Annotated in this window: 13 protein-coding genes; 7 read left to right on the top strand and 6 right to left on the bottom strand. The window is 59.2% G+C overall.

The window, feature by feature from the left end:
- Positions 1-84 precede the first annotated feature (84 nt).
- The 3 genes from FHW77_RS00975 to FHW77_RS00965 are packed head-to-tail and all read right to left on the bottom strand — an operon-like array spanning position 85 to position 5,314.
- The gene (locus FHW77_RS00975; protein WP_022563085.1) at positions 85-3,156 is read right to left on the bottom strand and encodes an efflux RND transporter permease subunit; all 3,072 of its coding nucleotides are present in this window, start codon (positions 3,154-3,156) and stop codon (positions 85-87) included.
- On the bottom strand, positions 3,153-4,238 hold the full coding sequence (locus FHW77_RS00970) for an efflux RND transporter periplasmic adaptor subunit (RefSeq protein ID WP_077985806.1): 1,086 nt from the start codon (positions 4,236-4,238) through the stop codon (positions 3,153-3,155). Before FHW77_RS00970 ends, FHW77_RS00975 begins: the two co-directional genes overlap by 4 nt.
- Positions 4,238-5,314 carry an efflux RND transporter periplasmic adaptor subunit gene (locus tag FHW77_RS00965; protein WP_006697210.1) on the bottom strand — a complete coding sequence of 359 codons (1,077 nt, stop codon included), beginning with the start codon at positions 5,312-5,314 and terminating at the stop codon, positions 4,238-4,240. The genes FHW77_RS00970 and FHW77_RS00965 overlap by 1 nt, the downstream gene beginning before the upstream one ends.
- Before the next feature lie 298 nt (positions 5,315-5,612).
- Here FHW77_RS00965 and FHW77_RS00960 point away from each other — a divergent pair, with 298 nt between their 5' ends.
- On the top strand, positions 5,613-6,227 hold the full coding sequence (locus FHW77_RS00960) for a TetR/AcrR family transcriptional regulator (protein ID WP_100911236.1): 615 nt from the start codon (positions 5,613-5,615) through the stop codon (positions 6,225-6,227).
- Between the two features lie 53 nt (positions 6,228-6,280).
- Here FHW77_RS00960 and FHW77_RS00955 read toward each other — a convergent pair whose 3' ends face one another.
- The gene (locus FHW77_RS00955) at positions 6,281-7,315 is read right to left on the bottom strand and encodes a LacI family DNA-binding transcriptional regulator (RefSeq protein WP_004445871.1); all 1,035 of its coding nucleotides are present in this window, start codon (positions 7,313-7,315) and stop codon (positions 6,281-6,283) included.
- A 139-nt stretch (positions 7,316-7,454) separates the two neighbouring features.
- On the opposite strand from FHW77_RS00955, the gene FHW77_RS00950 reads away from it, so the two are divergent.
- From FHW77_RS00950 to FHW77_RS00925, 6 genes are all read left to right on the top strand, one after another.
- Positions 7,455-8,489: a Gfo/Idh/MocA family protein gene (locus tag FHW77_RS00950; RefSeq protein WP_111814627.1), complete on the top strand. Its 1,035-nt coding sequence runs from the start codon at positions 7,455-7,457 to the stop codon at positions 8,487-8,489.
- A 12-nt stretch (positions 8,490-8,501) separates the two neighbouring features.
- Entirely contained in the window at positions 8,502-9,404 is a 903-nt protein-coding gene (locus tag FHW77_RS00945) for a sugar phosphate isomerase/epimerase family protein (protein WP_111814629.1), read from the top strand.
- A 61-nt stretch (positions 9,405-9,465) separates the two neighbouring features.
- Positions 9,466-10,698, top strand: coding sequence for an ABC transporter substrate-binding protein (locus tag FHW77_RS00940; protein ID WP_006697214.1), 1,233 nt, complete (start codon positions 9,466-9,468; stop codon positions 10,696-10,698).
- Between the two features lie 108 nt (positions 10,699-10,806).
- Positions 10,807-11,709 carry a carbohydrate ABC transporter permease gene (locus FHW77_RS00935; protein ID WP_006697215.1) on the top strand — a complete coding sequence of 301 codons (903 nt, stop codon included), beginning with the start codon at positions 10,807-10,809 and terminating at the stop codon, positions 11,707-11,709.
- Positions 11,706-12,533: a carbohydrate ABC transporter permease gene (locus tag FHW77_RS00930; protein WP_004445880.1), complete on the top strand. Its 828-nt coding sequence runs from the start codon at positions 11,706-11,708 to the stop codon at positions 12,531-12,533. The genes FHW77_RS00935 and FHW77_RS00930 overlap by 4 nt, the downstream gene beginning before the upstream one ends.
- The gene (locus tag FHW77_RS00925) at positions 12,530-13,615 is read left to right on the top strand and encodes an ABC transporter ATP-binding protein (RefSeq protein ID WP_004445881.1); all 1,086 of its coding nucleotides are present in this window, start codon (positions 12,530-12,532) and stop codon (positions 13,613-13,615) included. The genes FHW77_RS00930 and FHW77_RS00925 overlap by 4 nt, the downstream gene beginning before the upstream one ends.
- Positions 13,616-13,789: 174 nt before the next feature.
- Here FHW77_RS00925 and FHW77_RS00920 read toward each other — a convergent pair whose 3' ends face one another.
- Entirely contained in the window at positions 13,790-14,566 is a 777-nt protein-coding gene (locus tag FHW77_RS00920; RefSeq protein ID WP_004445883.1) for an ABC transporter permease, read from the bottom strand.
- Positions 14,553-15,374: an ABC transporter ATP-binding protein gene (locus FHW77_RS00915; protein ID WP_004445885.1), complete on the bottom strand. Its 822-nt coding sequence runs from the start codon at positions 15,372-15,374 to the stop codon at positions 14,553-14,555. Before FHW77_RS00915 ends, FHW77_RS00920 begins: the two co-directional genes overlap by 14 nt.
- Positions 15,375-15,376 lie beyond the last annotated feature (2 nt).

Below are 15,376 nucleotides of genomic sequence, written 5' to 3'. Positions count from 1 at the left end.
ATCCTGCACGCGGGAACAACGACGGTGGATATTTTTATTGGAGCGAGGAGGCAGTGCAGCCACCACCTCGCCCGGCATCCGATATCACGCCTGGATTTCTGCGCCCTCCGGCTTCTCATCCTCGCGCGGAATACGAAACCAGGCAACGTAGAGCGCCGGCAGAAAAAGCAGGGTAAGCGCCGTGCCGACCACAATGCCACCCATCATCGCATAGGCCATCGGCCCCCAGAAGATTTCCCGGGATATGGGGATAAGGGCAAGCGTTGCCGCCGCCGCCGTCAGCATGATCGGCCGCATGCGGTGTTCGGTCGCCTCAATGACGGCACGCCAGGCCGAGACACCTTCGCTTCGCAGATGCTCGATCTGCACGACGAGGATGACCGAGTTCCGGATAAGGATGCCGATCAGCGCCAGCACGCCGAGAATGGCAACGAAGCCCATTGGCGCATTGGAGAAGAGCAGTGCCACCACCACGCCGATCAGGGCCGTGGGTGCCACGGCGAAGACCAGGAACAACCGGCTGAAGCTTTGCAGCTGAACCATCAGGATCGTCGCCATTGCAAACAACATCAGCGGCACCACGGCGACGATCGGCGCTTGCGAATCCGCGCTGGATTCCACAGAACCGCCCGTCTCCACCTTGTAACCCACAGGAAGCGTTTTCTCGAAAGCCTCTATTTTCGGCTTCAGCTGCGTCACGATCGTTGCGGGCTGCGTCGGGCCGATGATGGCAGCCTTGACAGTGACCGTCGGTATCCGGTCGCGACGCCAGATGGTCGGTTGCTCCAGCTCGTAGCGGAAATTGGCAATGGCCGAAAGCGGCACGGCCTTGCCGTTGGTCGCCGGCAATTGCAGATTCTGCAAGGTTTCGATGGACCCGCGCTCCGACAACTGCGCCCGCGCCACCACATTCACGAGGTAGATGTCGTCCCTGACCTGGGTGACCGTAGATCCCTCGACAATGCTGTTCATGGCGTTGGCGATATCTTCCGAGGAGACGCCGAGCTGGCGGGCCTTGTCCTGCAGCACATCCACCTTCACCACACGTGTCGGTTCGTTCCAGTCCATGACCATGTTGGACAACAGCTGGTGTTCGCCGACAATGCCCGACAATTGCTGCCCGAGCTCACGGACCTTCTGGATATCCGGGCCGCTGAGGCGATATTGCACCGGCTTACCGACCGGCGGGCCGATATCGAGCAGTTTCACGAAGGCGTCAGTGCCGACGAATGTCCGGTCCAGATATTCCTGCAATTCGGCGCGCACCTTGTCCCGCACGTCCAGCCCCTTGGTGACGATGACGGTCTGGCCGAAGGTGACATCAGGAGTCTGCACGTCGAAAGAGAGGATGAAGCGCGGCGCGCCTTCACCGACATAGGTCGTCCAGTGGTCAATATCCGGATTCTTGGCGAGCATTTCCTGCTCGAACTGCGCCATCTGCCGGTTGGTTTCGGCAATCGAGCTGTTCTGCGGCAGGTTCCAGTCAACGATGAGCTCTACACGGTCCGAGGACGGGAAGAACTGCTGCTGCACGAGGCTCATGCCACCCACGGACAGGCCGAACAGGGTTATGGTGAGGATGATCGTCACCCAGCGCCAGCGCAGCGCCCGGCCGAGAAGCCAGGAAAAGGCCGAGGCGAACCGGCCCTTCTTCTCGTGGTGAGATTTCATTGTCTTCGGCAGAATCGTCACGCCGAGCAGGGGCGTGAACAAAACCGCGACGATCCATGACACGATAAGCGAAACCGCAATCACCACGAAGAGTGTGAACGTAAACTCACCCGCTGCGCTGTTGTTGAGGCCGACAGGAATAAAGCCGGCAACGGTGACCAGCGTACCGGTCAGCATCGGGAAGGCGGTGGAGGTGTAGACATAGGTCGCCGCTTTTCTGAGATCGTCTCCGACCTCAAGCCGCGCGACCATCATTTCGACGGCGATCATCGCATCATCCACGAGAAGCCCGAGCGCGATGATGAGAGCACCGAGCGAAATGCGTTGCAGCGAAATGCCTGTATATTCCATGTAGACGAAGGTTATCGCCAGCACGAGCGGAATGGAAACCGCCACCACCATGCCGGCCCTGAGGCCAAGGCTGATGAAGCTGATGACAAGGACGATTGCAATGGCTTCGAACAGCGCTGAGGTGAAGCCCGAGACCGCCTCATCGACGACGGCAGGCTGATCGGACACCCGGTGCACATCGACGCCAACTGGCAGATCCGCCACCACGCGCTTCATCTGCGCATCCAGCGCCTCGCCGAAATGCAGCAGGTTCGCGCCGGTTTTCATGCCGATTGCAAGGCCGATGGCCGGCTGGCCGTTGAAACGGAACAGCGAGGACGGCGGATCGACATAACCGCGCCGGATCGTCGCTACTTCCGTCAACGGGAAAAAGCGGTTGTTGACGCGCAGGTTGATCGCCCGCAGACTGTCTTCAGACGTGAACTGGCCGCTGACGCGAAGCGCCACGCGCTCAGGTCCTGCATTGACGAAGCCGGACTGGGTGACGGCATTCTGCGATTGTAATGTCTTGATGATGGACTGCTGATCAATGCCGAGCGCCGCGATCTGTCGCGTGGAAAATTCCAGATAGATCGTCTCGTCCTGTGCGCCGATGACATCGACCTTGCCGATATTGTCGACGGTCAAGACCTTGGCGCGGGCATCTTCCACCAGGTCACGCAATTGCCGCTGGCTGAGACCGTCGCTGGTGAAGGCGTAGATATTGCCATAAACGTCGCCGAAACGGTCATTGAAGAAGGGGCCGACCACGCCGGATGGAAACTCGCCCTTGATGTCGCCGATCATGTTGCGCACCCGCACCCAGGTCGGTTCGACATTGCGCGCCTTGGTTTCCGGCACCAGCTCCACAAAGATCGTCGTGCGGCCCGCCACCGTCTGGCTGCGCAGATGATCGAGATTATCGAGTTCCTCGAGCTTCTTCTCGATCCTGTCGGTCACCTGCCGCGCCACTTCCTCCGCCGAGGCGCCGGGCCACTGGGCACTGATCACCATGGTCTTGATGGTGAAGTTCGGGTCTTCCTCGCGACCGAGGTTGAGATAGGAAAAAACGCCGGCGAGAACGAAAACCAGCATGAAATACCAGACAAGCGAACGGTGTTCGAGCGCCCAGTCTGAAAGATTGAATTTCTTCACTGACGGACCTCCTGATCGATCCTGATGGCCTGTCCATCCTTAAGCTTGTGAACGCCGGCGCTGGCAACGCGCTCGCCGGGTTTGACGCCACCGGTGATGCGCACGCTGCCGCCTTCGGCAGGTTCACCCTCTATCGTGACCGGGCGCGCCGTGACGGTCGCCGTGTCGGCATTAACGATCCAGACGGACCAGCCGCCCTCCGTTTTCAGCAGGGCCGATGCCGGCAGCATGATCCGCGGTTCGGAAGCAGCAAGCACGGAAGCCGTGACGACGGAACCGAGGCGGAATGCCGCCGGCGCATCCTGCAGACTGATCTTGGTCCGTCGTGTGCGCGTTGCCGTTTCGGCTGCCGGGGCGATTTCCCGCACCACGCCGGTGGTTCGGATTTTTGGATCGAGCTGCAGGGCGATCTCGAAGGTCGAGCCGATATCCAGACGCTGCGCCGCAAATTGCGGAACATCCACCACTACATCGCGCACTTCCGGGCGGGCGATGGTGACGACCGTCTGGCCGGCGGAAACAACCTGGCCGATTTCACCCGATGTGGCCGTGACAACACCGTCGAATTCCGCATGGAGCTGCGCGTAACCCAGCTGTTCTTCCGCCTTGTCCAGGTTTGCACGGGCCTTGGCAACGGAGGCGTTGGCGGTGCGCGTCGCCTGTTGGGCTTCCTCCAGCGCCGCCTCGGTGCCGCTACGCGCCTCCGCCAGCACACGCTGGCGCTGTTCGGTGGTCACGGCATTGGCGAGCTGCGCTTCGGCATTGGAAAGATCCGACTGCGCGCTCTTCACCGACAGTTCAAGCGCGAGCGGATCGATCGAGGCCACCACATCGCCCTTCTTGACCAGATCGGCGACATCGACGTTCCGCGCTATGATCCGCCCGAGGACGCGAAAACCGAGATCCGTCTGAATGCGCGATTCCACCGTTCCGGTGAGCTGCAGCGCATCCGCCGACTTTTCCTCGACCACCACCGAGAGCACCGGTCGCGGCGCCTCGGCGGCGGCCTCCTGCTTTTCCTGACAGGACGAGAGCGCCATCGCGGGCAGCAGCAAAAACAAGCTTCTGTTTATCCTGAACATTATTGTGCCTGCCCCTTTTCATAGGCGACCTTTTCACCGGTCCGGAGGAATTTGGTCCCGCCCGTGACCACGAGATCGCCGGGGTTCAGCCCCGCCGAGACGACGAATTGACTGGTCTCATAATCCGCAACCTCGATCGGCCGCATGGAGACTTCGGAGGATTGCGGATCCACCACCCAGACGGCGGGTCGGCCTTTTTGCGACGTCATTGCCGACCATGGAAGCTCGATGGCATCCACCTGCCTGAAGCGGAAATGGCCGGATACCGGCGCACCAAGCGGCATGGTCAGATCGCCGTTAAGACCGACCTTCACCCTTATCGTACCATTGTCCGGATCGATCGTAGGAGAGATTTCCCGCACGGGGGCCGCCACGGCGCGGGCGGGATCCGAAAGGAGGCTGACATTGACGAGATTGTCGATGTCGCGCTCCAGGAAAAGAGATTCGTAGACATCAAACACGGCGTCGCGCGGCCCGTCATGCGCCAGCGTGAACACGAGCTGGGCAGCCTGCGCCACCTGGCCTACTTCGACATTTCGCGCCGTGATCACGCCATCCGCATCGGCCCTGAGTTCCGTATACGACAGCGCGTCGCGCGCCGTATCGAGCTGCGCCTGGGCCGATCTGACCGCGCCCTGCGTGGTAAGCAGCGTCTCCTGGGCCTTGTCGACGGCCGAGCGCGAGGTGACCTGCGTCCGGAAAAGACTTTGCTGGCGATCGAATGCCAATTGTGCCTGCGTCTGTTGTGCTTCGGCCGATTGCAGATTGGCAAGGGCAACATCGATGTCGGCCTTCTGCTCCTCCGGATCGATGCGGGCGAGCAGTTGCCCTGTCGTCACACGCGCGCCCACATCCACCAACCTTTCGGTGATTTTGCCACTGACGCGAAACGACAGGTCCGTCTGAACCCTCGCCCTCACTTCGCCGGTGATGATGCTGCCACGGTCGATCGGCTGCTTCTCAGCCTTGACCACATCGACAGTTCGCAGCGGCTTTTCGGCCGGCGGCTCTTCATTGCTGCAGGATGACAGGGCAAAAACGCCGCCCACCGCCCATGCGATAAGAATGGTTCTCATGCTGACCTCTTGATCTTCGCCCTCATCCATAATATTTGACTGACTGTATAGTCAATGAAATTCTTATGCCGTCGCTCTGGAAGCTGTTCGGGGTATCCCTCCCCTAGAGAAGGATCATTGCAGACTGCCCGACGCATTCGCTGGCAAGTAACGGCATATGTTGACATACCGAGCATCAAACCACCTGCAGAAATCGGTTCCGGTTTTTGCACTGGTGCGATAGGCAGACCACCTGTTATTTCCGCCGATCACGACGGGTAGAAGGGCACGCGCCGACAATATGTAAGGATCCGGGGTAATGGCGAAAACGAAACTCTCACGTGCAGAACAGAAGATACAACGTCCGCTGCAAATTCTCGACGCCGCATTTGAGGAATTTACCAAAAGGGGATTTACGGCAACGCGGGTCGAAGACATTGCCGACCGGGTGGGAGTGACGAAAGGCACGGTCTATGTCTATTTCGAAACCAAGGAAGCCCTTTTTGCCGCGATGATCGAGCACGTCGGCAGACCGTTCCAAGAGGCATTCGAAGCCTACGAACGCACCTCCGACGATCCGGTCGAGGAGCTTCGCCTGCTTCTCGAATTCCTGTTCGAAACGCTGGTGGATGACCGGCGTATGCGGGAACTCTTTCGTTTCGTCGTGGCCGAGGGAGCCAAGTTTCCGGATCTGATAGACCACCACCATGATATTCTGATGGCGCCGGTGCTCGCCCGCATCAATGCTATCCTGGACAAAGGTGTCGCGAAAAAGAGATTCAGGGCCAACGCGCCCGAACTTGCGCATGTCGTCATGTCACCAATGGTCGGAACATTGGTTTTCAGGCTGATTTTCGACGACCGGCGCAGTCTGGAAAAGGAGGCCGTCATCAAGGTTCACCTCGACGTGCTCATGAACGGCCTGCTCCCGTGAGCAGCCAAAACATCGTGCCCGCCGCGGGCTGGATGGAACCCCACCTGGCTGACCTACGATACCGGACCTGGATCGCTCTCCCCCGCCACGAGCACCATCGGCCATATGCAATGGCGGGCCTGGGCGGGATAAAATGGCGCATAGGCCGGCATTGTCGACAAAAGAGTCTGCGCCACCGTAACGCCGAGATCATGCAGCGACATGCGGAAGCTTGTCAGGCGCGGTTCGAGAAACTGTCCGCGCGGGCCGTCACGAAATCCGATGACGGCGAGATCCCGCCCCGGTTCGAGCCCCGCTTCCGCAAGACGACGATAAAGACCGACGGCCATCAACTCATAGATCAGCACAATCGCCGTCGGCCGAGGCCGCATCTGCAGCCATTCGCTGGCGGCGTGATAGCCGCCCTGCTCGCTCGATTTCGCCCGGATGACCAAAGAGGAATCATAAGCGATGCCATTATCGTCCAGCGCACGCCTGTACCCATCAAGGAACACATGCCCGAGATTGATATCGCTGTCGGGCGCGGCTACCGCGATCGAACGATGCCCGGAGGCCACGAGGCGATCGATCGCGCTTTTCGCGACGCCCTCGAAATCGAGATCCACCCAGGCATGATCCGTACTGGAGGCGGTCCGCCCGAGCGCTACGAAAGGAAGCCGATTCTGCTTGAGAAAATCGACACGCCTGTCGATTCGCCGGGTGGCGGAAATGATCATCGCATCGACCATGCGGCGCGCCACCATACGCTTGAGATATTCGTCGGGGTCCTCTTCTCCCGGGCAAGGCAGAACGATGAGATCGAGGTTGTGACCGGAAAACACGCTTTGCAGGCCATCCGTCAAGCCGAGAAAGAAGTTATCGGCATTCTCCACCGTCTGCGCGTCGCTGCCCGTCATCAGGCCAATGACATTGGTCGTTCCCTGCCGCAGGCTGCGGCCTGACTGGTTGGCGACGTAACCCAGTTTTTCCGCAGCCTCGAGAACGCGGCGCCGTGTCTCTTCGTTCACGTCGGGCTTGCCGTTCAGCGCACGGGAAACAGTTCCGATCGATATCTCGAGGTAATCGGCAAGCTGGCGAATTCCTTTCATGCGCTCCCCTCCAAATCCCGGCCCGCAATCTGCGCGCCACTTGATGGTCTTGACATATCTAACATCATCGGCATAGTTTCGTAAACGTTTACGACGCTCTGCGCAAAGAGGAGTTTGCGAAAGAGTCCGGGGAGATGAGATGACTTTTAATGCCGTTTTATGCGGGTGCGGAGCCATGGCCAAAGGCTGGCTGCGCGCCATCCAGTCCTCGCCGGAAATCGCCGGCGAAATCAGGATCGCAGGTCTGGTGGACCTGAACGAAGGCACGGCCCGCGCGCTTGCCGAGGAATTCGCCCTCGCTGGCGCGGTTATCGGCACCGATCTTCGCGCGGTTCTCGCCGAAACGAAAGCCGACATTCTTTTTGACATCGTCATCCCGCAGGCGCGTTTCGCCGTAGTCGAAGCCGGTCTCGCAGCTGGATGCCATGTGCTGAGTGAAAAGCCGCTTGCAGCCTCGATGGAGGAAGCCGCGACGCTGGTGGAACTGGCGAAAAAAGCCGGCAAAATTCACGCCGTGGTGCAAAACCGTCGGTTCGTGGCCGGCATCAGACGTCTACGCCGCGCGTTGGAGGACGGCGTCATCGGTGATCTGACCGCCATCCACTGCGATTTCTTCCTGGGGCCGCATTTCGGGGGGTTTCGCGAGGAGATGAAAAACGTCCTGCTTCTCGATATGGCAATTCACACCTTCGACGCGGCCCGTTTCGTCGCCAATGAAAAGCCGCTCTCCGTCTTCTGTGTGGAGAAGAACCCGGCGGGCTCATGGTATGCGCATGGGGCCAGCGCCAACGCGATTTTCGAGTTCTCCAACGATGTCGTCTTCACCTATCGCGGCTCGTGGTGCGCTGAAGGCGAGCGGACAAGTTGGGAAGCACGCTGGCGGCTGATCGGCTCCAAAGGCATGATTCTCTGGGATGGCGAAGACGGTTTTTCCGCCTCGGTGGCTGGCAACGAACAGGGTCTTCTGCGTGGCTTCAAGACCGTAAACGTTTCCGATGTCGTGTCAGAAAAGGACACGCGCGGCCATGCCAGCGTCATTTTATCATTTCTCGAATCCATGCGTACCGGCGAGATGCCGGAAACAGCCTCCTTCGACAATATCAACAGCCTCGCAATGGTGATGGGCGCGATCGAAAGCGCGCGTCTTGGCCAGCGCGTTTCCATTGCAGCATAAGGACCGACAGACGTGAGCAATCCGGCAACATCCATCCGCATCGGCACCATGATCAGCGCCACCAAGGGTCAGGCGGCCGAACGTATCGGGCAGATCGCCGATCTCGGCTTTGAAAGCTTCGAGCCCTTCTTCTGGCAGACGACCAACGGTCAGGACCTTGCCGAACTCGGCAAGCGCTGCCTTGACGCAATTGGCGACCGCGATATCACCATCAGTACGCTCGGCATGTTTGGCAATCCGCTGGAAGGAACCGATATCGACCTTCAGACATTGCAGGGCTGGAAGGATTGCATCGACAACGCCCATCATTTCGGTGCGAATTGCGTGGCAGGTTTCACCGGCCGCCTGCGCGGCAGGCCGCTGCCGGAGAGCCTGCACAGATATAAGGAAATCTGGAGCGAGCTTGCCAGGCGTGCCGCCGACAAGGGCATAAAGATCGCTTTTGAAAACTGCGCCATGGACGGCAACTGGCAGACGGGCGACTGGAACATTGCGCATAATCCCGATGCCTGGGAACTGATCTTCAACGAAACGCCGGACGAGAATATCGGCATCGAGTGGGAACCCTGCCACCAGATGGTTTATCTGATCGATCCGCTACCGCAGATCCGCAAATGGGCGAAGAAGATTTTCCACGTGCATGGCAAGGACGCGACCATCCGCTGGGACGTCATCCGCGAGCACGGCATTTTCGGCAAGGAGAAGTTCGTCTTCATGCGCACGCCGGGTTTCGGCGACAGCAACTGGACCGACATTATTTCCGAACTGCGCCTCGCCGGCTGGTCCGGCTCGATCGATATCGAAGGCTGGCATGACCCGGTCTATCGCGATGCGCTGGAAATGACCGGACAGGTGCATGGCCTGAACTATCTGAAAAAATGCCGAGGCGGCGATTTCGTCGTCGATCCGACATAACGGAAACCTTTTGGGAGAAGGTTCCCGAGATTGCAGAGACGATAACCAAGAGGAGGAGATTATGGGTATCGCAAAATGCATGATGGCCGGCGCGTTTCTGTTGGCGGGCGTGTCCGCCGGCGCGATTGCGGCACAGGCAGAGGACGTGACTTTGACCTTGTGGTCGCTGGACCGGGATATCCAGCCGGCTCCAAATCTCATCAAGGAGTTCAACGCGCTCAATAACGGCATCAAGATCGAATACCGGCAATTGCAGTTCGATGACGTGGTGAGCGAATCCATGCGCGCCTATTCGACCGGCAATGCGCCCGACATCATCGCCATCGACAACCCCAACCACGCCATGTTCGCCGCACGCGGAGCCTTCCTCGATGTGACCGACATGATAGCCAAGTCCGATGTCATCAAGACGGAGAATTATTTCCCCGGCCCGCTGAAATCGGTAATGTGGGATGGAAAATATTTCGGCGTCCCGAAGGCGACCAACACGATCGCTCTTTATTACAACAAGGATCTGTTCAAGGCCGCCGGGCTGGATGCGGCAAAGCCGCCGCAAACCTGGGATGAGCTGGTTGACGCGGCACGCAAACTGACCAACCCTTCCAAGAACGTCTATGGTATCAGCTTCAGCGCCAAGGCGAATGAGGAGGGCACATTCCAGTTCCTGCCCTGGGCGCAGATGGCTGGCGCCACCTACAAGAACATCAACACCGAGGGAGCCGTGAAAGCGCTCGAGACGTGGAAGCTGATGCTGGACGAAAAACTGGCTTCGCCCGATACGCTGACACGCAGCCAGTGGGATTCTACCGCGACCTTCAACGCCGGCAACGCCGCCATGGTCATTTCGGGCCCATGGGAAATCGACCGCATGCTGAAGGACGCGAAGTTCGACTGGGGCGTCACGCTGCTGCCGGTTCCGGCGCCCGATGCGCCGCGCTCATCGGCCATGGGGGACTATAACTGGGCGATCTTCTCGAAGACCAAACATCCTGAAGAGGCCTTCAAGGCGATCGAGTTCTTTGTCTCGCAGGACAAGGACATGTTCAAGAATTTCGGCCAATTGCCGGCGCGTTCGGACATTCCCGTACCGCCCACCGGAAATGCTCTGAAGGATGAAGCGCTCAAGACCTTCGTCGAGCAGCTCAAATATGCACAGCCGCGTGGCCCCTCGCCCGAATGGCCGAAAATCTCGAAGGCCATTCAGGATGCCATTCAGGCCGCGCTGACGGGACAGATGTCTCCGAAGGACGCACTCGACCAGGCTGCACAGAAAATCAAGCTCGTCGATGGCTGATCAGGGAGGCGGCCGGCATGTCCGGCCCCATCCGCAGGGTTCCTCCCGGTGGGGTCGCTTGCCGTGATAAGCGGCGGCGGCCCCGAGCGGAGCTTGCGAGGATTTCTTATGAAAAAGCTGCTTTCCAGCATCAGCGATGGTCGCGGTTTCGATATCGCCCTTGTCGCCTTTCCTTTGGCTTTCCTCTTCGTGATGGCGGGGTTACCCCTGCTTTACAACATCGTCATGAGCTTTCAGGAAGTCGACATGTTCAGCCTGGGCACCTTCGTGCGCCCGTTCGTCGGTTTCAAGAACTATGTCGATCTGTTCCGGCAGCCGGAAACCTGGCCCATCCTGATGAATACGGTAACCTTTGTCGTCGCTTCCATAGCGGGGCAATTTGTCATCGGCTTCGGTCTGGCTCTGTTTTTCTGGGTCAATTTCCCCGGCGCCACCTGGCTGCGGGGCCTGTTCCTCGTTTCATGGGTCATGCCCGGCCTCGTTGTCGGTGCCATCTGGAACTGGATTTTGTCCGGAGACTTCGGGGTTCTGAACTTCTTCCTGCGCGAAAGCGGACTGATATCAGGCAATATTTTCTGGCGTTCGGATGCGAATTTTTCGCTCTGGGCGGTTGTGATCGCCAATATCTGGCTCGGCACCTCCTTCAACATGATCCTCCTTTCCGTCGGCCTCGCCTCCATTCCCGGCGATCTTTACGAAGCCGCCGAGCTTGATGGCGCCAACGCCTGGCAGCGCTTCTACACCATCACGCTGCCCATGATGCGCTCCACCATCGGCGCGATCATCTCGCTCGGGCTGATCTTCACCTTGCAGCAATTCGATCTATTTGCCGCCATTACCGATGGCGGACCCAATAACAGTTCCAACGTGGCGCAATATTGGGCCTGGGATCTGTCCTTCCGGCAATATGACTTCGGCAAGGGCGCGACGATTTCAGTCATCATGATCGTTTTCGTCATGCTGGCCTCCATTGTTTATGTGCGCTCCACACGGCATGAGGTACGCGGATGAGCATCAACAACCGTAACCGCCTGATGCTGGCAATCGCCATCATTCTTGCCATCATCTACCTCTTCCCGCTCTACTGGATGTATCTGACCTCGCTCAAAAGCGGCTCGGAGATGTTCGCCAATCCCCCCTCCTTCTGGCCTGGTGAACCACAATGGCAGACCTACGCCTATGTCTGGAACAGCCGCAACATGGGCCGTTACCTGTGGAATTCGGTGCTGATCGCTTCGAGTGCGGTGTTTTTGATCACCATCCTCGGCGTCGGCTGCGCCTATGTGCTGGCCCGTTATCGCAATGTCTGGGTGGATATCGGCCTGTTCCTCATCCTAATGCTGCAAGTCCTTCCAGCTTCATTGATGATCACGCCGATCTTCGTCGGTTTCTCGCAATTTGGGCTTCTGGATTATCCACGCCTGTCGGTCATCCTCGCCATTGCGGCGAAAAGCATGCCCTTCTTCGTTGTGCTGGTGCGCGCCACTTTCATGGCCGTGCCGCAGGAACTGGAGGAGGCAGCGCTCGTAGACGGCAATTCGAGGGTCGGCGCGTTTTTCAATATCGTGCTGCCACTTGCCAGAAACGGCATCCTCGTCAGCGCCATTCTCATCTTCATGCAGGCCTTCGGTGAGTTCGTTTACTCCAAATCGATGATCCAGGCGGCAGAACTGCAGCCCGCCAGCGTCGGCCTGAATTCCTTCATGGGGCCCAACACCAGCGAATGGAACAACATCATGGCCTATGCGACCATGTATGTGACGCCCATTCTCGCCCTCTTCATTCTCTTGCAGCGCCGCATCGTATCCGGCCTGACATCAGGAGCGCTCAAATGACCCTTCAGATCGAACTATCAGGCGTCAACAAATATTACGGCGCTTTCCATGCCCTGAAGAACATCAACCTTTCCATCAAGAAGGGCACCTTTGTTGCCCTTGTGGGACCATCCGGCTGCGGCAAGTCCACGCTTCTGCGCTCGCTTGCCGGGCTGGAGAGCATCTCGGCCGGTGACATGCGCATTGCCGGCACGCTGATGAACGGCGTGCCGCCGCGCAAGCGCGATGTGGCGATGGTATTCCAGTCCTATGCGCTCTACCCGCATATGACGGTCGAGGAAAACCTCACCTATTCGCTGCGCATGCGTGGTGTCGCCAAGGCGGAAGCCCGCAAGGCCGCGGAAGAGGTTGCCGCCACGACGGGGCTTTCCAAGCTCATGAAGCGTTATCCCCGAGAACTCTCTGGCGGGCAGCGCCAGCGTGTCGCCATGAGCCGGGCGATCATCCGTAATCCGCAGGCCTTCCTCTTCGATGAGCCGCTCTCCAACCTCGATGCGGCCTTGCGGGTCCACATGCGCAAGGAAATCCGCGCCCTCCACGACCGCCTGCATGCCACCTCGGTCTATGTCACCCATGACCAGATCGAGGCGATGACCATGGCCGATCATGTCGTCGTGATGCGTGACGGGGTAATCGAGCAGCAGGGGACACCGCTGGAGCTCTATGACCATCCCGTCAACCGCTTCGTCGCCGGCTTTATCGGCTCCCCAGCCATGAACTTCATCCCGGCGACCGTGAGTCCGGATGGCGCATCGCTCCAGCTGCGGTTCGGCGACGGTGAACCCCTGCAGTCGATCAGGAGCCCCGCCCCCCTGCAGCCGGGCAAACATCTCATCGTCGGCATCAGGCCCGAACATATCAGTCCCGCTACTGCAACGGGAGCGGCGTTGACACTGCCCGTCTCCGCTGTGGAGACAACGGGCTCGGCAACTTTCCTGACACTCGGCACATCCACGGAACTGGTGATTGCGATACAGGGCCGCAGCCCGGTCAAGGCCGGCGAGGTCATCGGCCTCGACGTTGACCCGTCCGATATGCATCTCTTCGATGAAGAGACAGGCGCTGGGCTTGTCAACCGGTGAACCGCAGCGAAGCGGGACGCCGATCATCTTCGGTTTAACGATCCCCTATCGTCCAGCCCCGGAACTCGAAGCTCTGCCGTGTAATATGGAAAGGCCATGGCCCATGTCGCCGCGACGGTTCAAAAAAACGGGGCAGCCAAATGGCTGCCCCGCTGGATTTCAGGTACCTCGGCCTTATGCAGGCCGCTCTTCACCTGCGTTGGGCCTCCACGTGATCAGCCTTTTCTCTGCGACATCGAGAATGAGGTCGATGATGAGGACGAAGACCGCAAGGATGATGATGCCTGCGAAAACGCCGACCGCATCGAAATTGCCTTCCGACCGGGCAATGAGGTAGCCAAGGCCTGCAGAAGCCCCAAGATACTCTCCGATGATCGCGCCAACCACCGCAAAGCCGACGGAGGTGCGCAGCGACGACAAAATCCAGCTCGCCGCAGCGGGAAAATAGACATGACGCAGCAGATCCGTGCGCCGCGCCCCGAGGATGCGGGTATTTGACAGCACGACCGGATTTACTTCGCGCACACCCTGCATGGCGTTGAAGAAGGTGACGAAAAAGACGAGCGTAACCGCAAGGGCAACTTTCGACCACAGACCGAGGCCAAGCCAGAGAACGAATATCGGAGCCAGGACGACGCGGGGAATGGCGTTTACCGCCTTGATGAACGGATCGAGCACGCGGGCGACGAAGGGGCTGAGGCCCAGCCAGACGCCAGCGCCCACCCCGAGACCGGTGCCGATGAGATAACCGAGCACGGTTTCGCTGAGGGTAATGCCGACATGCTTGTAGAAGCCGGCATCCGCAACCCAGTCGATCACCTGCCTAACGATATCGTAGGGTGCGGGAAAGAAGAAGCGATCAATGGCGCCGGAGGACACACCGAGTTGCCATCCGCCAAGAAGCACGACCAGAAGAACGACCTGGATGATACGAACATTAACGGCTTGCATAGCTTTTCTCCACTTCGCCGCGCAGGGACGCCCAGATATCGCGATAGAGCGTCATGAATTTCGGATCGAGTTTGATTTCAGCGACGTTGCGGGGTCGTTCGAGATCGACGGGAAAGCTCTCGATGACACGGCTCTTCGGACCTGCAGCCAGAACGACGACCCGATCTCCGAGCGCAATAGCCTCCTCCAGATCATGGGTAATCATGACCACCGCCCGGCGATCCTCCTGCCACAGGCGCAGCAATTCGTTCTGCATGAGATGGCGGGTGTGGATATCGAGTGCCGAGAAGGGCTCGTCCATCAGGATGACCTTCGGCTCGGTAATCAGCGCCTGCGCCATCTGTACGCGTTTACGCTGCCCGCCGGAAAGCTGGTGCGGAAAACGGTCGCCAAAACCCTTGAGGCCGACTTTTTCGAGCCATGCCGTGACCTTGGCACGCCGCTCGTCCTCGGCAACGCCCCGGAACATCAGACCAAGCTCGACATTTTGAAATGCGGTCTTCCAGGGAAGGAGGGCGTCCTGCTGAAACAGATATCCGATATTGTTCTGCACACCCTGGACCGCTGAACCGTCGATGGAAACCGTGCCCTGCGCGGGCTTCAGCAGGCCAGCAATGGCATTGAGGATGGTCGACTTTCCGCACCCGGTGGGCCCGACAATGGAAAGAAACTCGCCATCGCCGACCTTGAGGTTAACGTCCTGGACTGCAACAAACGCACCGAATGCCATGGTGACGTTCTCGATCGCGACCATGGGCTGTGGTTTGAAGTCCGCCACTGGCTCTAGCTTTCTGACTGGGGATGACATGG

Source organism: Agrobacterium sp. RC10-4-1 (assembly GCF_014138475.1).
Taxonomy (GTDB): Bacteria; Pseudomonadota; Alphaproteobacteria; order Rhizobiales; family Rhizobiaceae; genus Agrobacterium; species Agrobacterium pusense.
This window is presented reverse-complemented; position numbering and strand designations above follow the sequence as displayed.